This is a genomic window from Micromonospora sp. DT48 (assembly GCF_049844495.1).
Classification (GTDB): domain Bacteria; phylum Actinomycetota; class Actinomycetes; order Mycobacteriales; family Micromonosporaceae; genus Micromonospora.
In genome coordinates this window covers 1-18,613 of sequence record NZ_JBNCLE010000040.1, presented here as the reverse complement: position 1 = coordinate 18,613, position 18,613 = coordinate 1, and the positions used below count along the sequence as shown (strand labels likewise).

General features: G+C 67.5%; 17 protein-coding genes and 1 pseudogene. 14 read left to right on the top strand and 4 right to left on the bottom strand.

Going from position 1 to position 18,613, the window contains the following annotated elements; genetic code table 11:
• The first annotated feature begins 158 nt into the window (after window positions 1-158).
• The 10 genes and pseudogenes from ACLQ2S_RS26790 to tmk all read left to right on the top strand — a co-directional run bounded on the left by ACLQ2S_RS26790 (window position 159) and on the right by tmk (window position 11,148).
• The gene (locus ACLQ2S_RS26790; protein ID WP_425703732.1) at window positions 159-530 is read left to right on the top strand and encodes a hypothetical protein; all 372 of its coding nucleotides are present in this window, start codon (window positions 159-161) and stop codon (window positions 528-530) included.
• 2 nt (window positions 531-532) lie between these two features.
• A pseudogene (locus tag ACLQ2S_RS26785) lies at window positions 533-1,449 on the top strand (aminoglycoside phosphotransferase family protein).
• A gap of 228 nt (window positions 1,450-1,677) precedes the next feature.
• A complete protein-coding gene (locus ACLQ2S_RS26780) occupies window positions 1,678-3,276 on the top strand; it encodes a restriction endonuclease (protein WP_425703730.1) in 1,599 nt (532 codons plus the stop codon).
• A gap of 3 nt (window positions 3,277-3,279) precedes the next feature.
• Window positions 3,280-3,966, top strand: a complete 687-nt coding sequence (darT, locus tag ACLQ2S_RS26775; RefSeq protein ID WP_155215015.1) for a type II toxin-antitoxin system toxin DNA ADP-ribosyl transferase DarT — start codon at window positions 3,280-3,282, stop codon at window positions 3,964-3,966.
• A complete protein-coding gene (darG, locus tag ACLQ2S_RS26770) occupies window positions 3,966-5,045 on the top strand; it encodes a type II toxin-antitoxin system antitoxin DNA ADP-ribosyl glycohydrolase DarG (protein ID WP_155215016.1) in 1,080 nt (359 codons plus the stop codon). The genes darT and darG overlap by 1 nt, the downstream gene beginning before the upstream one ends.
• 63 nt (window positions 5,046-5,108) lie before the next feature.
• Complete coding sequence (locus tag ACLQ2S_RS26765) at window positions 5,109-8,171, top strand: DUF3427 domain-containing protein (RefSeq protein ID WP_425703727.1); 3,063 nt, start codon at window positions 5,109-5,111, stop codon at window positions 8,169-8,171.
• 315 nt (window positions 8,172-8,486) lie between these two features.
• Window positions 8,487-9,041 (top strand): hypothetical protein, encoded by a 555-nt coding sequence (locus ACLQ2S_RS26760; RefSeq protein WP_155215019.1) that lies wholly within the window; start codon window positions 8,487-8,489, stop codon window positions 9,039-9,041.
• Window positions 8,974-9,744 (top strand): cobalamin-dependent protein, encoded by a 771-nt coding sequence (locus ACLQ2S_RS26755; protein ID WP_425703725.1) that lies wholly within the window; start codon window positions 8,974-8,976, stop codon window positions 9,742-9,744. The genes ACLQ2S_RS26760 and ACLQ2S_RS26755 overlap by 68 nt, the downstream gene beginning before the upstream one ends.
• The gene (locus tag ACLQ2S_RS26750) at window positions 9,665-10,495 is read left to right on the top strand and encodes a B12-binding domain-containing radical SAM protein (protein ID WP_425703723.1); all 831 of its coding nucleotides are present in this window, start codon (window positions 9,665-9,667) and stop codon (window positions 10,493-10,495) included. Before ACLQ2S_RS26755 ends, ACLQ2S_RS26750 begins: the two co-directional genes overlap by 80 nt.
• Window positions 10,492-11,148 carry a dTMP kinase gene (gene tmk / locus ACLQ2S_RS26745; RefSeq protein ID WP_309222618.1) on the top strand — a complete coding sequence of 219 codons (657 nt, stop codon included), beginning with the start codon at window positions 10,492-10,494 and terminating at the stop codon, window positions 11,146-11,148. Before ACLQ2S_RS26750 ends, tmk begins: the two co-directional genes overlap by 4 nt.
• Here tmk and ACLQ2S_RS26740 read toward each other — a convergent pair.
• Window positions 11,106-11,738, bottom strand: a complete 633-nt coding sequence (locus tag ACLQ2S_RS26740) for a class IV adenylate cyclase (RefSeq protein WP_425703721.1) — start codon at window positions 11,736-11,738, stop codon at window positions 11,106-11,108. The genes tmk and ACLQ2S_RS26740 overlap by 43 nt on opposite strands.
• A 40-nt stretch (window positions 11,739-11,778) precedes the next feature.
• The gene (locus ACLQ2S_RS26735) at window positions 11,779-11,910 is read right to left on the bottom strand and encodes a helix-turn-helix domain-containing protein (RefSeq protein WP_155215309.1); all 132 of its coding nucleotides are present in this window, start codon (window positions 11,908-11,910) and stop codon (window positions 11,779-11,781) included.
• On the opposite strand from ACLQ2S_RS26735, the gene ACLQ2S_RS26730 reads away from it, so the two are divergent.
• Entirely contained in the window at window positions 11,909-12,118 is a 210-nt protein-coding gene (locus tag ACLQ2S_RS26730; RefSeq protein ID WP_196222472.1) for a hypothetical protein, read from the top strand. The genes ACLQ2S_RS26735 and ACLQ2S_RS26730 overlap by 2 nt on opposite strands.
• Before the next feature lie 94 nt (window positions 12,119-12,212).
• Here the strand turns inward: ACLQ2S_RS26730 and ACLQ2S_RS26725 are convergent, their stop codons facing one another.
• Window positions 12,213-13,256: a helix-turn-helix domain-containing protein gene (locus ACLQ2S_RS26725; RefSeq protein WP_425703719.1), complete on the bottom strand. Its 1,044-nt coding sequence runs from the start codon at window positions 13,254-13,256 to the stop codon at window positions 12,213-12,215.
• Between the two features lie 176 nt (window positions 13,257-13,432).
• On the opposite strand from ACLQ2S_RS26725, the gene ACLQ2S_RS26720 reads away from it, so the two are divergent.
• A complete protein-coding gene (locus ACLQ2S_RS26720) occupies window positions 13,433-14,434 on the top strand; it encodes an MBL fold metallo-hydrolase (protein ID WP_425703717.1) in 1,002 nt (333 codons plus the stop codon).
• A 56-nt stretch (window positions 14,435-14,490) separates the two neighbouring features.
• Window positions 14,491-15,480, top strand: coding sequence for a phosphotransferase family protein (locus ACLQ2S_RS26715; protein WP_196222444.1), 990 nt, complete (start codon window positions 14,491-14,493; stop codon window positions 15,478-15,480).
• Between the two features lie 19 nt (window positions 15,481-15,499).
• Here ACLQ2S_RS26715 and yidD read toward each other — a convergent pair whose 3' ends face one another.
• Window positions 15,500-15,754 (bottom strand): membrane protein insertion efficiency factor YidD, encoded by a 255-nt coding sequence (gene yidD, locus ACLQ2S_RS26710; RefSeq protein ID WP_425703714.1) that lies wholly within the window; start codon window positions 15,752-15,754, stop codon window positions 15,500-15,502.
• Window positions 15,755-16,275: 521 nt separating this feature from the next.
• Here yidD and ACLQ2S_RS26705 point away from each other — a divergent pair.
• A complete protein-coding gene (locus ACLQ2S_RS26705; protein ID WP_425703712.1) occupies window positions 16,276-18,378 on the top strand; it encodes a choice-of-anchor J domain-containing protein in 2,103 nt (700 codons plus the stop codon).
• Window positions 18,379-18,613: the final 235 nt, after the last annotated feature.

Here is an 18,613-nt window from a genome sequence, read left to right as displayed (position 1 = left end):
CCGACGCGCCGACCGTCGCTCACACGACCTCATAACCGCCGTGACCAGCACTTACCCCAGAACGCAATAGCCCTGGCGATTACCGTGCCGCAGAACGGACACTCGGCGAGTCCAGTTCGCAGTTCGAGCGGATCTGCCCACAGCGCGAGCCAAGCTGGATGGCGTTCTACGACCGTGGCGAACTGCTCGCCCAGTACGGCCGCGTCTACCGCGACAAGGCCCGGCAGGATAGGAGACACGGGTCGGCAGCGGTCCGATTCGTGACCGACGCGATTGCGACCTTCGGCCCCGCAAACGTTCGCAGCACCGTGCTCAATGAGGTTGGTCTGTGCAGCGCGCTCTTCCTCGCCGACGAACCCGAGCAAGCGCTGGCAGTCGGGCGCCGTGTGCTGCACAATGCCCACAGCATCAGCTCAGCGCGGTTTATCGATCGGGTCACGAACCTGCGTCGCGACCTTGCCCGGTACCACGAGCTCCCTGACGTTGCCGCTTTCGCACAGGACCTCGCCAAACTCAAAGTGAGGCGGTGAGCATGCGAGCCACGGGCCGGTTCACTGAGGAAGCGATGACGGAGGCGATGCGACAGGTCGCCGCCGAGCTCTACCGACCGCCGGCGCAAGGCTGCTGCAACTCACGAACAATGCCGTCTTCGCACTTCCCGAGGCGCAACTGGTCATCCGGATCGCGCGGACTCATCGACTCCACGACCGAGTGGCAAAGGCAATCGACCTCGTGCATTGGTTCGCGTCGATCGACGCACCCACGATTCGACTCTCCCCGGCGGCTCCAGAACCCATGGTCGTGGGTGACCTGCTCGCCTCCGTGTGGACCTACGTCCCACCCACGCCCCCGGCCCCTACCGTCGATGATCTCGGCCATGTCCTGCGGGAGTTCCATTCCCTCCCGGCTCCGCCGATCGCTCTCCCCGAGTGGGACCCGATCGGCGACGCGCGCCGCCGGTTAGCCGACGCGGAAGGGCTCGCCCGAGACGATCACGATTTCCTCTCTCAGTGGTGTGACCGGCTGGAACCGCAGATAACGGCCCTCAAACGCCGAACATCGCCGCTCCTAATCCATGGGGACGCCCATGTCGGCAACCTACTCAGGGAGCCTTCCGGACGCATCGTCATGTGTGACTTCGACGCCACGTCCCTCGGCCCATGGCAGGTCGACCTAGCGGCTGTAGCCGTCGACGAAACTCGCTTCGATGGAGGCGGCGACCACGCCCGGCTCGCCGCCGCTTACGGCTTCGACGTCACCACCGACCCGTGCTGGCCGCTGCTCCGCGAAGCCCGTGAGCTGAAGATGATCGCAGCCGCCACACCGCTTCTGGCGAGTTCTGCCTCCATGGCGGCAGAGTTCCGGTATCGCATTAGATCGATTAAGAGCAATGATCATCATTCGCGCTGGAAGCCCTTCGCCGATCTCGCTACGCCTGCTGCGAAGTAGCAGCACACGCCCGGACGCGGCTCCCGCTGACTTACATCGAGCACAGGAATCACCTGAATCTCGTTGAGGTCACTTGCTGTCCGACTTACGACAAAGACTCCGTCTCGATATGGACAACAGTGGAGCTTCCTCGCACAAGACATGGCTGCCGAACGAACGCAGGGGTGCCACTTTCTGATCTGCTGGCTAGGGTTTCGGATCCGCACTCATCTACCCCTTAGGACAGACGTGGGAATCCTCAAGGAGTTGCAGCGGGCGCACGCACGTCAGGTGCGCGCTCAACGGCAGGCTCAGGCTACGGCCTACCGGCATCACCAGCAGTTGCAGCGCGAGGCGGAACGAGCCATGAAGGCGGCTCAGCGCGCTGCCGCGGTGAATGAACGTGAACGCAAGCGGCTCTACGCCGAAGCGCGTATCGCAGAGGTGGCCGCCATGAACGCGGACCTCCAGCTTCGCCTCGACGCGCTGGATAGCCTCTTGGCCGCGACGCTCGAAGTCGATGATCACATCGACTTCAGCCAACTGAAGAAGAACGTGGCCCATCAGCCGTTCGACCCCGGCAGGCTCGGGACCCCACTGCCGCCGCCGGATTGGCGCCGTTACGAACCTGCACTGCCGACGGGCTTGGCCAAGATGTTCGGGGGACAGACCAGGTACCAGCAACAGCTGGCCGCCGCGCGGCATGCCTTTGCTCAAGCTCAGGCAGAGCACGCGACCGCCGAAGCCGAGCGCCAGCGGAAACTCGCCACCATGCACCAGGCCTACCAGCGTCGTTGCGCCAAGGCTGACGCGGACGCTGCCGCGCACAACGCCGAGATCGACCGGTTCGCCGTCGCCTTTGCCGCAGGGGAGCCAACGGTGGTTGTCGAGTATTTCAGCTTGGTGCTCGGCAACTCGGTCTACCCCGACGATTTCCCGCAGCAGTATCGCCTGGCGTATGTCCCAGAGTCCCGCCAGTTGGTCGTGGAGTACCACCTGCCGACGCTTGATGTCGTCCCACCGGTTCGGGAGTACCGCTACGTCAAAGTTCGAGACGAGATCACGTCGGCCGCCCGGCCCGCGAAGGAGATCAAGGAGCGCTACGCGAACCTCGTCGCTCAAGCAACGCTGCGTACCGTGCACGAGCTGTTCGAAGCCGATCGTTCAGGACTCGTGGACACGATCGTCTTCAACGGCATTGTCGACACCACAGATCCGCGCACCGGAGCTTCCGTACAACCCTGTCTGGTGACGCTACGGACCACCCGCGAGGTTTTTGTCGGACTGAACCTCAACATGGTCGATCCCAGTGCATGCCTGCAGCATCTCAACGCCTCGGTGTCAAAGCGTCCGGCCGAGCTCGCGCCGGTTCGCCCGGTGCTGGAGTTCGACATGGTCGACAAGCGCTTTGTCGACCATGTCGACGTGCTGGCTGACCTCGACCAGCGGCCGAACCTGCTCAAGTTGAGCCCCACCGAGTTCGAGAGCCTTATCCAGAATCTGTTCGCCAAGATGGGGCTGGACACCAAGCAGACCCGGCCCTCGCGGGATGGTGGAGTGGATTGTGTGGCCTTCGACCCTCGTCCCATCTTCGGTGGCAAGGTCGTCATCCAGGCCAAGCGCTACCGCAATACCGTCGACGTCTCGTCCGTACGAGACCTCTTCGGCACGGTGCAGAACGAGGGTGCTTCCAAGGGCATCCTGGTGACCACCAGCGGGTACGGTCCCGCCTCGTATGAGTTCGCCTCGGGCAAGCCGCTGGAGCTGATCGACGGCTCCAACCTGCTTTTTCTGCTCGCCGAGCACGCGGAGGTGAAGGCCCGCATCGACCCAAGTGAGCTGGACTGATCGATGGCGAGCGACGTCGGCCGACCGAAGCCAACCCTGATCATGCATTTCACGCACGTCGACAACCTGCCGCGCATCCTGAAGGCTGGCCGGCTCTTCTCGGACAGCAGCGTGGGTCCGCAGTTGGCGATCAATGTCGGCGCCGTAGAAATCAAGGCTCTTCGGCGGCGTCGGCCCGTCCCCTGCCCACCGGGCGGCTTCGTCGCCGACTATGTCCCGTTTTACCTCGCCCCACGCTCCCCGATGATGTACCGGATCGCGCGCGACCACCGAGATGGCAAGCTGGGCTGTTACCCGGGAGGGGATGACCCGCTCGTCTACCTGGTAAGCACGGTGGAGCGGGTTCATGCTGCCGGCCTCAGCTGGGTGGCGAGCGACGGCAACTGTGCCGTCGGGCTCACCACCTTTTCGACCAATCTCGATGAGCTGACCACGCTCGTCGACTGGCCCCTGTTACGGGCGGAAGTCTGGCGGAACATCCCTGAAGACATGGACCGGATGCGCCGACGAGCGGCCGAGTTCCTCGTGCACCGTGAGTTCCCTATCCACCTACTCGTCGGTTACGCCGTACGGACAGCGCAACGGCGGGAACAGGTGAGGCAGGTCCTCCGTGACGCTGGCATGATCGAGCCGTACGTTGATGTCAGACCGAACTGGTACTACGGATACACGCGGAGGGAGGTGCGCTGATGATCACCGTGAGTCATGGAAACCTGCTGACCGCCGATGCCGACGCGTTAGTCAACACCGTCAACACGGTCGGAGTGATGGGCAAGGGCATCGCTCTCCAGTTCAAGCGCGCCTACCCGGCCAACTACGCGGCCTACCGCGCGGCCTGCGCGAAGAACGAGGTCCGGCTGGGCCGGATGTTCGTGTTCGACTCGACCCGCCTCGGCCCCCGCAGATACGTAATCAACTTCCCCACCAAGGGCCACTGGCGGGCCAACTCCAAGCTATCCGACATCCAAGCCGGCCTCACTGATCTCGTCCGCGTCGTACGCGAACGGCAGATAATGTCGATAGCGGTGCCCGCCCTGGGCTGCGGTAACGGCGGGCTGGACTGGGACGAGGTTCGGCCAGTTATCGAGCAGGCGTTCGCCGAGCTTCCTGACGTGCGGGTGCTGCTCTTCCCGCCGGAGGGAGCACCGGATCCGGCCGACATGCCGGTGGCCACCGAGAAGCCCTCGCTGACCCCCGGGCGAGCCACCCTGCTGCGGGCCATCGACGACTACCTGCAACGAGCACGGGCCCTCGAACCACGCGACGGCGTCACCCTCCTGGAAATCCAGAAGATCGCCTACTTCCTCCAGGTCCTGGGACAGCCGCTACGTCTGAAGTTCACTCGCGGCCGGTACGGCCCGTACGCCGAGAACCTCAACCACGTCCTCGACCGGCTGGAAGGGCATTACCTCACCGGCTTCGGCGACCGGTCGGCACGGGTCGAGGAGCTCCAGCCGATCCGGCTCACCGCCGACGCCACCGAAGCTGTCGCAAGCTGGTGGACAGCCCAGTGCTCGGCACCGCCCGACGCCCTGGAGCAGCTTTCCCGGCTGGTCGACGGCTTCGAAGCGCCCTACAGCCTTGAGCTGCTGGCCACCGTGCACTACGCGGCTACGCTGACTCCGCCAACCAGCGACCTCGCCGAGTTGACCGAAAGAGTTCGCAGTTGGAGTGGCCGCAAGGCACGCCTTTTCACACGTCCGCACATCAAGCTGGCCTATGACCGGCTCCAGTCAGCCGGCCTCCTACCCGTGCTGAATCCTGCCTGATCGTCTGCGGAGTCAAGCTACTCGCTAGCCAGGTGAAGACCAGCAGGAATGGGAGGTTCCCGAGTGACGGATCTTGAGCGGGGCATCTACGAGCACGTCGTCACGCGCGACCTGGCCGACCGGCTTCAGCACATCGACCCTGCGCTGATCCAGCACGCGAAGCTCGACCCGGCTGACGCCCCGGACGCTCTCGCCCGGCACATCGCTGCTCTGGCCCACCGCGCCCTGCACGCGGTCGCTGGCGGCGACGACAAGCTCCACCGCCAAGTCGAGTTGGCCAATCACATCGCCGAGGCGATCGCCGCCCTCAGCCCGCAGGCCGCCGCCGTCCAGGACCAGGTCACCGACGCGAAGCGCCTTCTGCACGCCATCGCCGCCCCACCGATCCCGCCCGCACAGCCCACCTTTCCGGCACGCCCCACCACCCCGCTCTCCAGCGGCGCGCTACTGGTCAACGGCCGGCACCAGCCACGCATCGGTCACGAGGTCACCCACGAGATGGCCTCGGCCGACCAGGTCGACCTGCTCTGCGCGTTCATCAAGTGGCACGGCCTGCGTCTCATCGAACCCGCCATCCGCGACCTGATCGAGCGAGGGGGTCGCCTCCGGGTCATCACCACCACCTACCTCGGTGCCACCGACCAGCGTGCCCTGGACCGGCTCGCCGAGTTGGGTGCCGAGATCAAGGTTTCCTACGAGACCCGGACCACCCGCCTGCACGCCAAAGCGTGGCTGTTCCGCCGCAACAACGGCATGACCACCGCGTACGTCGGTTCGTCGAACCTGTCGAAGGCCGCGCTGGTCGACGGCGTGGAGTGGAACGTCCGGATCTCCAACGTCGAGCAGCCGTACGTCATCGACACGTTCACCGCGACGTTCGAGGATTACTGGCACGATCCGGCGTTCGAGGATTACCACCCCGGCAGGGACGCCGACCGGCTCCGCATAGCGCTGCGCGGGGAGCGGCGCGACGAGGCACCGACCGAGATCGCCAACCTGGATGTGCGGCCGTACCCGTACCAGGCGGAGATTCTGGCTGACCTCGACGCCGAGCGTAAGGTCCACGGCCGCTGGCGCAACCTTGTGGTCATGGCGACCGGCACGGGCAAGACGATCGTGGCGGCGCTCGACTACCGGAGGCTGCACCGGGAGAAGGCCGTCGACTCGCTGCTCTTCGTCGCCCATCAGGAGCAGATCCTGCGGCAGAGCTTGGCGACGTTTCGGCAGGTCATGGGGGACGGCAGCTTCGGCGAGACGCTCGTCGGGGGCCGGGAGCCGCAGCACTGGCGGCACGTCTTCGCCTCCATTCAGTCGCTGCACCGGCGGGAGATCGACCCCGAGGCGTACGACATGGTGATCGTCGACGAGTTCCATCATGCGGAAGCGCCGACGTACGCCCGGCTGCTGGACCGGCTGAGGCCGCGCGTACTGCTGGGATTGACGGCGACTCCCGACCGCAGTGACGGCGGCGACGTGCGGCGGTGGTTCGATGGCCGCGCCGCCGTGGAGCTGCACCTGTGGGAGGCGTTGGAGCGGCAGCTGCTCGCGCCGTTTCAGTATTTCGGGCTGCATGACGATGTCGACCTGTCGCAGCTGCGCTGGAAGCGCGGGCAGGGGTACGACCCGGCGGAGCTGGACGGCGTCTACACCGGCAACCACGCGCGGGCGCGGATGGTGCTGCGGGCGGTACGCGACACCGTGGACATCGGGCGGATGCGGGCGCTCGGGTTCTGCGTGAGCATCGCGCACGCCGAGTTCATGGCGGACTGGTTCACCAAGCACGGCGTGCCATCGACCGCGGTGACGTCGCGGACCGGGGATCGGCAGGCCCTGCTCAAGCAGTTCAAAGACGGCACGCTCAGGGTGCTGTTCACCGTCGACCTGTTCAACGAGGGCGTCGACCTGCCGATGGTCGACACGATCCTGATGCTGCGGCCCACCGAGAGCGCCACCATCTTCCTCCAGCAGCTCGGCCGTGGGCTGCGCCTGGACGACGACAAACCCTGCCTGACCGTGCTCGACTTCATCGGCGGGCAGCACGCCAACTTCCGCTTCGACCTCCGCTGGCGCGCTTTGACCGGGGTCAGCCGCCGCGCGATAACCGATGCAGTACGCGACGACTTCCCGTCGCTGCCCAGCGGCTGCCACATCCAGCTCGACCGGGTGGCCAAGGAGATCGTGCTGGCCAACCTGCGCTCGGCGGTGCCGACCTCGAAGACCGGGCTGACGAAGGAGTTGCGGCTGCTCGGGGACGTGCGCCTGGGTGAGTTCCTGCACGAGGCTGGTGTGGAGATCGAGGACGTCTACCGGTCGGGGAGCATCGGCGGGTGGACCGGGTTGCGGCGGCTCGCCGGGCTGGAAACCTCGCCGGGCGGGCGCGACGACCGCGAGTTGGGGCGGGCCATCGGGCGGATGCTGCACCTGGACGACCCGGACCGGCTCGACCTGCTGGCCCGGGTGGCAGCCGGCGAGCGGCCGGCGGCCGGGCGGCTGTGGGACATGCTGCACTTCGACCTGTGGGGGCCGAACGCGCCGCTCACCGAGCGCGAGGCCCGGCTGGCGCGGCTGCTCGCCGAGTCGGCGCGTTGCGCGGAGCTGCGGCAGGTCGCCGAGGTGTTGCGCGACCGCATCCACCGGGTCACGGTGCCGGCCGAGGGGTTGCCGCTCAACGTGCACGCCCGGTACAGCCGCAATGAGGCGTGCGCCGCCTTCGGCATGCCGAACCCCGGGTCGCTGCGGGAAGGGGTGAAGTGGCTGCCGGACGCTCAGGCTGACATCTTCTTCGTCACCCTGGTCAAGTCCGAGCAGCACTACTCCCCCACCACGATGTACGCCGACCGGGCCATCACCGACACGCTGTTCCAGTGGGAGTCGCAGAGCACCACCTCGTCGGCGTCGCCGACCGGGCAGCGCTACATCAACCATGAGAAGCAAGGCTCGACGGTGCATCTCTTCGTCCGGGAGACGAGGATTCCGGACCGTGACCTGGGCGCGCCAGCCTACCTGTACGCCGGCCCGATGACCTACCAGGAGCACAGCGGCGACCGGCCGATGCGGATCATCTGGCGGCTGCACCACCCACTGCCCGCCGACATGTACGCCGCCGCCCGCGCCATCGCCGCCTGATCCACCAGCACGGCGCGGCGGGGCAGCGAGTCATGACTTGCGGTGACAGAATCGCGGACCTGCGGACCGACCAACGGCAGGGGCGACGCCGTGAATTTCGACTTCCTCATGACAGATCACCCGGCCTGGCACACGAACGGCTCGCATTGCCTCCGTGCCGCGCTGCTCGACTCGGGGGACGTAGGGTTGATCGAGGTTCGGGGTTGCGAGGTCGCCGCTGCGCACTCGGTCGATGTCTTCGCGCTACCGTCGGATCCGCCTCGCCCAGCCGGGGCGCTTCACGGGTCGCTGCTGCCCGGTGGAGCGGTGGCCCGAATGCGCACACCCACCCTGTGGGAGGCACTCGCCACGGCGATCATCCGCCAGGTGATCAGGGCGGCTCAGGCACGGAAGTTGTACCGGGAGTTCTGCCGCCGCTTCGGCGATCGGATCGCACTATCCGAAGAGATCGAGCTCTTCGCTTTTCCGTCTCCGGAGCGCGTGCTAGCCATTAGTGATGACGGCTTTACGGAGAGTGGCATGGCGTTCAAGCGTCGTGCCCTCCGCCACACCGCTGCTGCCTTCCTCGCTCAGCAGTCGTCCTGGTCGGAACTCGCACCGTCCGTCCTGGTCAAGGAACTCCAGGCTGTACCCGGGATCGGCCCATGGAGCGCGGGCGCCGCAGTCGCTGATTGGAGTCACGACTGGTCGCTCTACCCGCATGGCGACCTGGCCGTACGCACCTGGGCGCGTCACGCAAGCCCGGACCATCCATGGCCGAACGAGGAGTCGGCGTTCGTCCGCGAGTGGCGGCGAGTGACTGGTGAGCACCTCGCCGTCTACACACTGCTCACCCTCGCTCACGGAACTCGACACGCCGCTGCCGTCTGACTGGCCGATTCTCGGCGCCGGGCCGGACGCACCGATCGATCTCCTGCTGGTCAACGCACCGCTTCGCGACTACTCGCTCCGGCCTCGCGTCAACGACTTCACCCTCCCGGTGCTGGGGATGGGTTACCTCGCGACCTACGCCGCCTCCCAGGGATTCACGGTCGGAGTCCTCGACGGTGAGGCGCTCGGCCTTGGAATCGACCGCATCCAGAGGATCGTCAACGAGGCCGCACCTCGCTGGGCGGGATTCAACCTCCTCGCCCCCACCTACGAGTTGAGCGCCACCATCGCGGCCGGCCTCGACCCAGCGATCCACATCATGGTCGGTGGGCACCAAGCCAAGGCCATGCCGGAAACCGTCATCGAGGACCCGAGATTTCAGCGGCTGGAGGCGCTCGTTGTCGGCGAGGGCGAAACCCGAGTAGCGGAGTTGCTCGACGATCGCCGCCGGCGAGCCGAACTGCCGGGGGTGCTGTGGCGGGATCCGGTGCTCGGAAAGCCGGTGACCGGGGGTATGCCGGGCAAGGCATGGCACCTGGCACCTGGCACCGGACATCAACGCCCTGCCCTTCCTCGACCGCCGTTTCTTCGCTGCAGACCCGTACCGCCCGAACCATGGTCCGTTGGAGGCAGCGATGGTGGGCGCTCGGGGATGCCCCTACGACTGCACCTTCTGCGGGGCGGCCGTCAGCGCCAACCCTGATGTGACGATCCGGACCCGCGAACCTTCCAACATCGTCGCCGAAATGGACGACCTGCACCGCCGCTACGGCGTGACGGCCTTCCGGTTCGTCGATGATCTGTTCCTGGGCTATGAGCGTTTCATCCGCAGCTGTATGGCGACGTTCGCCGAGGAGAACGTCGGCGGCCGGTACATCTGGGATGCCACCGGTCGCATCAATATCCTCGCCCGCGCCGACGATGTTCTGCTGGAGACGCTCGCCGCTAACGGTTGCCGAGAGGTGGCGCTCGGTATCGAGTCCGGCAGCGAACGCGTGCTGCGTTACATCGGCAAGCGCATCAGACCGGAGCTCACCAGGGAGGTTGTTCGACGGCTCACACGTCTCGGCATCAACGTCAAGGGATACTTCATCCTCGGCCTGCCGACCGAGACACCTGCCGAGCTGGAAATGACGGTTCGGCACGTACATGAGCTGTGGGACATCAGCGAGAACCAAGCTGGCGGTTTCCGCGCGAGTGTCTTCGAGTTCCGGCCCTACCCGGGCACGCCGGAGTGGCACCGGCTGCTAGCGACCGGCCGGTATGAGGCAGCCCAACTCCTCGCCTACACGGCGGTCGACCTGACCAATGACGGACTCGACGAAGCCATGCGGGCCCGCGACGAGTTCAACTTCTCGGTGAATCTTCAGTTCGGGGAGGTCGAGTTGTCTCACGTACGTCGGCGGCTCATCGAGTTGGCCCGTGCTCAGCACGAACGGTTGATCAGCCCGTGAGCGGGCGCTTCGTCGTCCTCGACGGGCCCAGCGGCGTCGGCAAGACGACGGTCACCGAACTGCTCGCGGAGTTGCTGCGGGCCGACGGCTGGGACGTGCACCGAACCAAGGAGCCCACGCGTAGCCGATTGGGCGAGGCGGCGCGCTACGGCACGGACGAGTACCGCGGTCTCACCCTCGCCTGTCTCGTAACCGCTGACCGCTATCACCACCTGGAGACCGAGGTCCGGCCCGCGCTCGCCGACGGCAAGGTCGTGCTCTGTGACCGCCATCTACCCACCAGTCTGGTGCTGCAACAGATTGACGGCGTGGATGTCGACTTCATCTGGGCCCTGAATCGGTACGTCGACAAGCCTGATCTGACGATCATTCTCACCGGTGACCCGGTCCGCTCGCGTGCCAGAGCCGCGGCTCGCGGCATCCACAGCCGCTTCCACCGAGGCGGCCACGAAGCCGGACGACAGGAGCGGGAGCGCTACGAGCAGGTGGCTGTGGAGCTCGCAGCGGCGGGGTTTCCGGTGCACCTCCAGGAGGTTGCCGAGCGGACAGCGGAACGGGTGACGCACGAGCTGCACGTCCGGCTCCGGGTGATGCTGAGCAGCACCAACGGTCAGCGGTTGGCGGACAATGCGGCCCGCAGCAGCGAGTCGTAGGTTTCGGTGCTGCGCACCAGGTCGACGCCGAGGGAGCGCGCGAAGGCGTCCAACTCGTGCTGCACCTCGCCCGCCGGCCGGTCGCCGCTCACCATCGCCTCTATCTCGAAGAAAGTGCCCAATCCATCGACCTCGTCGAGGCAGAGCAGCATCCGTCCGAGGCGGGCGGTCCGGCGGGTCTTGACGATCCGAATGGTCGGGTAGAAACCCATGGCCAGGATCGCCTCGTGCATCTCTTTCCGGGCGAGCACCTCGGTCTCGTGCTCGGCGCAGGCAAGCTCGTTGTCGAGTGGCTTCTTCACGCAGAACCTGTGCCGGCCATTCTCGGTGCGCAGCCGGGCAAAGACGGCACCGGTCTTGCTCTGCCCGTAGCTCCAACCGTTGACCGCGTACGCCTGGTCGTCCTGCCGGATCGGCTCGGAGAACACGCAGCCGCGATCGTTGAGCACGCGGACGAGCGCGGCCGGCTCGATCACCCGGTATTTGACCTCGATCTCCCGAACAGCGTTGGCCATCGCATCCCCATGCACCGAAAGGTCACGTACCGGGCCACTCAACCACAGCGGCGATGTGAATCCGGGCAGACCCACGCCGCTAACGCCTCGGCGATCCACGGTGCGGGTCGGCTGATCAGGTGGCGTCGGCCCTCAAGGTGAACCTCACGTCCAACCTCCGGTCAAGTGCACGAGCGAGCCGTTCGAGGACGGTCAAGGTCGGAACGGTGCCGCCGGCCTCGAGACGGGCTACCGCCGACTGAATCATGCCTGCGGCCCGGGCCAGCTCGAACACCGGGGTCTCCGCCGAACTCCGGGTGCAGGGCAGTTCCTGGGTCTACGACTCCGGGAGCTACAAGTACTACGCCGCCATTCAGCGCTCCGCCCGCGACCGGTGCGCGATGTACAGCGGCGAGGTCCTGTACGGCACCAGTTGGCAGAGCGGCGGCCAATCCAGTTGGGGCAACTGCGGCTGATCCGCGACTGCGTACTCTCGGTGGGCGGGTGGCGAGCGCCGCCTGCAGGCCCTCGTCGGTGCAGGTGGGCGGCAGGCGTACGTCGAGGAAGTCCTCAGCCCCGAGGGTCGCCGCCGGCGCGCAGTGCTCGCAGCAGCTGCACCGCCGAGCGGGTCCGCTCGTACCGCACCTCATGTCCTTCCCGCCGGGACACCACGAGCCCGGCGCGGCGCAGCCGCCCCAGGTGGTACGACGCGGTGGCCGGGCTGATCCGGTGTCGCGCCGCCAGTTCGGTGGTGGTCAGCGGCATGCTCAGGTCGGTCAGGAGCGCGGCCCGCCGGGCGCCGAGCACGCCGGTCTTCTCGTCGACCGGCGCGGGCTGCGACCATACCTGGCCCCGCCCCCGCGCCGGGTAGCCGACCATGACCAGGCCGGGTGCGCCGAGGTACACCGCTGGGCGGGGCAGGAACGCCGACGGGGACAGGATGAGCCCCTGCGCCGCGTCGAGGGACAGCTCGGCGGGCGAGTCGAGGGTGAGCTGACGGCCGTCCCAGGTGAGCCTCGGGTCGAGGGTACAGACGATGTCGGCGAGCCCGGTCCGGGTGGCCAGGGTGGCGCGGTGGCGGATGTCCTCGTCGAGCACCCGGTGCAGGGTCGGCCACAGGTCGGCCTGGGCGTGCCGCCAGAAGCAGGCGAGCTGATCGACGAGGCGGGTGAGCAGCTTCGCTTCACCACGTCGGGCGAGGACCTCGGCGACCGTGGCCGGCAGCGGTGGCCGGGGGTCGCGTCCGGTCGGGCTCCGCTCCAGCAGGGTCGGCGGGGGCGGGCCGATCCGGAAGGCCAGCCGCAGCTGCCGGTGGACGTCGGCCTCGGTGGTGGCCGCCACCGCCGCGAGTTCCTCGTCGAGGGTGGGCTCGTAGCTGCCGGGTAGCGGGGACAGGAAGTCGGGGATGTATCCGGTGGCGGCGTTGACCAACGGGAACAGGACGTCGACCGAGTCGGGGGCGACGGCCCGCCGGGTGTGGGTCACCCAGTTGCGGGCGTACGGAGCCCGTTCGGGGTGGGCGAGCACCTCCAGGGTGTTGGTGACCTCCGCCAGCCGCGACAGCGCGAACCGTGACCGGACGAGCCGGTCCGCGTCGACGTGCAGGGTCAGCACAGCCCCAACATTAGAAGCCTCTCGAATGCTTGGCACCCACCCTCGACCCGCTGGTCTGCTGACCACGTCGGGGAAAGAGACGGCCTCCCGCCGCGACGACGGGGACGTCTTCCCTGATGTGGCACCCGCCGGTCCGGGCACGTCGACCGGCGTACCCCGTGGAGGAGGAGGTTTCCATGTCGTACCCCCAGGGATCGGTGAACCGGCGGACGCTGCTGCTGGCAGCGGCGGCGGGCGGCGGTGTCCTCGCCGCCGGACCGGCGGCAGCACACGCCCGGCCCGCACCGGGCCGACCGGCGCACGCCCGGCCGATCCGGCCGGAGCGCCCGGTTGTCCGCTCGGTGGGTTGCTTCGAGGTGCTCGCGCTGCGCGACGCCGCCGGGCCGTTCTTCCTCCCGTACGACGAGGCGTTCTCCGGGGCGTCGAGCAACGACTGGGCGGCGGCCCGGCGCATCGATCCGGCCGCGTTCGGGCCGGACCGGACCTGGCAGCTGGACTTCCGCTGCTACGCCATCCGCCGTCCCGGCGACCGGTACACGCTGGTGGACACGGGTGTCGGGCCGGAGGGCAGCCCGGCCTCGGCGTGGGCGCCGGTGCCGGGGGTGCTGCCGCAGCTGTTGGCGGGCAACGGAATCGACGTGCGGCGGGTGGACACGGTGGTGCTGACGCACCTGCACGAGGATCACGCCGGCTGGGCGGTCACGGCCCAGGGTGTGCCGATGTTCCCCAACGCGCGGTACGTGGTGCAGCAGCGTGAACTCGACGCGCTGGAAGCCGACGGCAGCGAGATGATCGGGTACGTGGTGCGGCCGTTGCGGGAGGCGGGGCAACTGCATCCGGTGGATGGCACGGTGGTGCTCAGCGGCGACACCGTGGGCGCTGGGCCTCGCACCCCGGCGGGCCGACACGGTGACCGTATCCGGGTGGTGCCCACCCCCGGCCACACGCCAGGTCACCAGTCGGTGCTGGTGGAGGGCGGTCGCCACGACCAGGTGGTGGTCACCGGCGACGTGCTCGTCCACGCCGTCCAGATCGCCGACCCGGATGTCGGCTACCGATACGAGGCTGACCAGCACCTGGCGCGGCTGACCCGCCGCAACCTGATCGACTCGGCCCGCCGCGAGCGCGCGGTGCTCGCCACCGCGCACCTCAACCGCCCCTTCGTCGAACTCCGCTGACCATCCAACTTATCGGTGGTTGTGGAAGTCTTCCCACGGGTGGGATGCTCCGCGGCGTGCGGAGCATCACCAAGCGCGATCTGTCCCGGGACGAGATCGCCGGTCTGCTGCGGCAGGCCCTGGGTGCCCAGGTCGAGCTGAGCGACGTCGTCGAGTTCACCGACGGCTATTTCAACGCCACCTACGGGGTGAGTCTGGCCGACGGTCGCGAACTGGTGATGAAGGTCGCGCCGCCACCGGAGCTACCCCTGCTGCGGTACGAGTTCGAGTTGATGCGTACCGAGGTCGAGTTCTACCGGCGCGCGGCCGAGGTGGGGCTGCCGCTGCCGGTGCTGCGCGCCGCGGACCCCGACGTCGGGTATCTGATCGTGGACCGGTTACGTGGCGAGTCGTTCGAGACCGCGAAGGCGGCGATGAGCCCGGCGCAGGAGACGGCGCTGCGCCACCGCATCGGCGCGCTCGCGGCCCGGCTGAACACGGTGACCGGGGATCTGTTCGGCTATCCGCGTCGGGACGGTCGTACCCGTTCGACGAGTTGGCGGACCTCGTTCCTGACCATCATCGACGACGTCCTCGCCGACGCCGTGACCTACGACCGTGAGTTGCCGGCACCGGCGGAGACCATCGGTCGGCTCATCCACCGGCATGCCGATCTGCTCGACGAGGTGACCCGCCCGGCCCTGGTCCACTTCGACCTGTGGGACGGCAACATCTTCGTCCGGCCGGACGGCGACGGTTTCGCCGTCGAGGGGATCATCGACGGCGAGCGGGCCTTCTACGGCGACCCGATCGCCGAGTTGGTGTCGCTGGCGGTCTTCGCCGACCCGGCCGGGGTGCCCGGCCTGCTGCTCGGCTACCTGGGTCGGGATCACCTGACCGACTCCGAACGCGACCGGCTGCGGCTCTACCAGATGTATCTGGATCTGATCCTGGTCACCGAGGACGCCACCCGCTGCTACCCGGTCGAGGAGTACGCGCCGATCCGGCAGCAGGCACTGGCGCATCTGGACGCGGCGCTGTCCTGCCTCGACACGTCGAGGCGGTGACGCGCCGCTCGCGGCTGAGTCAACGGCCGGGGTGCGGTGCGCTGGCCGATGGCAGGTCGGACGTGCAGCTGCGTAGTCGCGCCGCCGCGATCCGTCCGCCCACGGCCAACCCGTGCTGTTGGACGGCCGCGAGACCGTAGGCGCTACAGGTGGGGACGAACCGGCACTGCCCCGGCCAGCGCGGGGACAGCCACCGCCGGTAACCGAGGATGGCCGCACGGCCGGCGCCGTCGGCAAGGCGCGCCGGCACCACCCGGGCAGCCATCGCGCCCATGATCAACAAGGTGGAGAAGAGGGAGCAGTCACAGGCGTCCAGGCCGTCGCACCCGGGATCGCTACAGGAGCGCCGCTTCCTCTTCCGGCGGCCCGCCAACATCATCATGGCGACATGATGAGACAGCCGCGCCACCCGTCCGGCCGCCGGGTCGCTCCGACCGCAGTACGCGTACGCGTGAGCCGTACGAGCCCGGACGTGCCGATCCGCGGAGATCAGGATCGCCGGATATCCAATTGTGATCTTCGCAAATTGTTACCGATCAGTTCGTACAGGCCGATCGATTGTGACGAAGGGTTGCCTGATCGATGGCGACGTGCACAGGATACGAAGGCGCTCGATCAGCGTGCGTAGATCACCGTCGCCTGGACGATCCCGGGGCGGTGGTCTTCCACCTATGAGGAGGTTTCGTGGCACGACGCCGCTTCGCGGGGATAGCAGCCAGCGCAATCGTCCTACCGTTACTCGTCATCGCAGCGCCGACTTCAGCCTCGGCCACCGAGGCCGCGACAGTGAAGCCGGTGCCGGCGCCGGCCACGGGGATCGCCAGCGATGTCCGTGAGCTGACCCGCAAGGACTTCACCTTCAACGGGCAGCGCCTGGAGGCGCCGACCAGGTATCAGCCCCGTACCCAGGCCCGGTCGAAGGCCGCCACGGCCGAGACGCCGCCGGTCGGTACGGTGCGGCAGTGGCTCGCCCTGGACGACTACCAGGGCGTGATCTACCTGAAGGACTACACGCTGCGCGGCGTTGGCGACAACATCGAGGTCTGGGTCGCCAACGACACCGAGTTCCCCGAGGGCGACTGCCGCCGGCAGATCCCCAACTCGACGGTGGTGACCGACGAGCAGGTCGCGCACCTGGTCCACGAGTTCGACACGAACATGTACCCGAAGTCGATCGCCGCGTTCAGCACCCCGCCGGAGCGGGACGGCAGCAACGCGCAGATCGCGGGCGACTTCACCGGCGCCGGCAACCGGACGGTCACGCTCGTCGACAACGTACGCGACGACAACTTCTACGACTTCCCGGCCGCCCCCAGCTACATCGCCGGGTTCCACTTCTCGCTCTTCAACGAGCTGCTCGACCGCAACATCATGACGGTCGACGCGTTCGACTGGGCGCACCGCACCGGCGTGAACCCGCCGAACGAGCCGACCGACGACCTGTGCACCAGCCGGCCGGCCCGCCCGCAGCTGTACGAGGGCACGTTCATCCACGAGTGGCAGCACCTGGCGCACTACTACGCCGACCCGTTCGAGACGGTGTGGCTGAACGAGGGTCTCGCCGACTTCGCGCAGACGCTCGCCGGGTACGTCGACGCCACGGCCCGGGTCGACCAGCCCGGCACGGACAGCCACATCCACTGCTTCCAGGGCTTCGGCATCGTCCAGACGGACTACAACACGAATCCACGGGACTGCGGCGGCCCAGAGAACTCGATCAACCTGTGGAACGAGGGCAGTACCTCCAGCGGGGTGCTCGCCGACTACGGCAACGCGTACTCGTTCATCCTCTTCCTGTACGACCGGTACGGCCTGGACTTCATCTCCCGACTGCACCGTGACGGCGAGCGTCAGGGTCTCGACAGCCTTGCGGCGGCGCTGAAGGCCGAAGGCGTCAAGGACATGTACAAGGTGATCCACGACTACCAGACGATGAATCTGGTGGACCGGATCGTCGGGAACTCCAAGCTCGGCATCACGCTCGGGGTGGACAAGCGTCGAGTCACCTCGCCCAGCCTGAACGCCACGGTGAACCTGGCCAACCCCGCTTCGCACGCGACTGCCGGCGCGGCACCCAACGGTGCCGACTACGTCCTGTTGCAGAAGGCCAACGGCAAGCCGCTGAGCCGGGGTGACCTGCGCTCGATCAAGTTCCAGGGGGCGAAGACGCTGCCCGCTGTCCCGTTGGCCTGGCAGGTCGTCAGCAACGACCCGGACCGCAACGGCAACCCGGTGCTGTGGTCCGGCAACGGCAACAGCCTGGACGTCGCGGCGGTCACCGAGGTGTCCGTGCCGGCGGCCGACCCGACGCTGACCTTCCTGGCGAAGTACGGCGCCGAGGCCGGCTACGACTACGGCTACGTCAGCGTCTCCACCGACGGCGGCAAGACCTACACCATCATCCCTGGTGAGGAGACCGTCGCCGGTCCGCTCGGTCCGGCGCTGAACGGCACCACCGACGGCTTCGAGCCGCACTCGTTCGACCTGTCCGCGTACGCCGGGCAGGACGTGCTGGTCAGCTTCCGGTACGTCAGCGACGGCGGGGTCAACGAGGGCGGTCTGCTGATCGACGACATCGCGGTCGGCGGCACGCTGGTCAGCGACGGTTCGAGCCTGGAGCCGTTCGACTCGCCGTCGGAGATCAACCCGACGCCGGTGGCGAACTGGAACGTCCGGTTCGTCGGCATCGACGAGCAACTCAAGCTGGCCTACCAGGTCGAGGTCGACGGCAAGTCGGGCTTCACCCTCGGTCTGATCCAGACGGCGCTGCTGACCGCCTTCCCGAAGGTGGTCGCCATCGTCGCCTACGACGAGCCGACCGAGCAGGTCACGCAGTACGCGCCGTACACCCTGACGGTGAACAACGTGGTCCAGCCCGGCGGCGCACCGCTGAGCTGACCTGACCAAGAACTCCCGGTGCCGCCCGCTACCCCCTTTGCGGCACCGGGAGTTCCCTATCCCACTCCCACCCAAGCGCCGTCCAGTTGATCAAGAAGTTTTCGTCTCCAGGGAGATCAACTATGACGAAAACTTCTTGATCAACCCCGAAGTCGGGCGGGGGGGTGTCCCTATGGGTTGTGTCAAGCGGCGAGGCGGGGTTCGGCCGCCGTTTTGGGCTGGTATGGCCGTTGGG

Excerpts from the sequence above, each read along its gene's own strand:
- ACLQ2S_RS26790 (WP_425703732.1), top strand. The coding sequence starts at position 159 with ATGGCGTTCTACGACCGTGGCGAACTGCTCGCCCAGTACGGCCGCGTC.
- darT (WP_155215015.1), top strand. The coding sequence starts at position 3,280 with ATGGCGAGCGACGTCGGCCGACCGAAGCCAACCCTGATCATGCATTTC.
- ACLQ2S_RS26735 (WP_155215309.1), bottom strand. The coding sequence starts at position 11,910 with ATGATTCAGTCGGCGGTAGCCCGTCTCGAGGCCGGCGGCACCGTTCCG.
- ACLQ2S_RS26760 (WP_155215019.1), top strand. The coding sequence starts at position 8,487 with ATGCGCACACCCACCCTGTGGGAGGCACTCGCCACGGCGATCATCCGC.
- ACLQ2S_RS26730 (WP_196222472.1), top strand. The coding sequence starts at position 11,909 with ATGCCTGCGGCCCGGGCCAGCTCGAACACCGGGGTCTCCGCCGAACTC.
- darG (WP_155215016.1), top strand. The coding sequence starts at position 3,966 with ATGATCACCGTGAGTCATGGAAACCTGCTGACCGCCGATGCCGACGCG.
- ACLQ2S_RS26720 (WP_425703717.1), top strand. The coding sequence starts at position 13,433 with ATGTCGTACCCCCAGGGATCGGTGAACCGGCGGACGCTGCTGCTGGCA.
- yidD (WP_425703714.1), bottom strand. The coding sequence starts at position 15,754 with ATGGGCGCGATGGCTGCCCGGGTGGTGCCGGCGCGCCTTGCCGACGGC.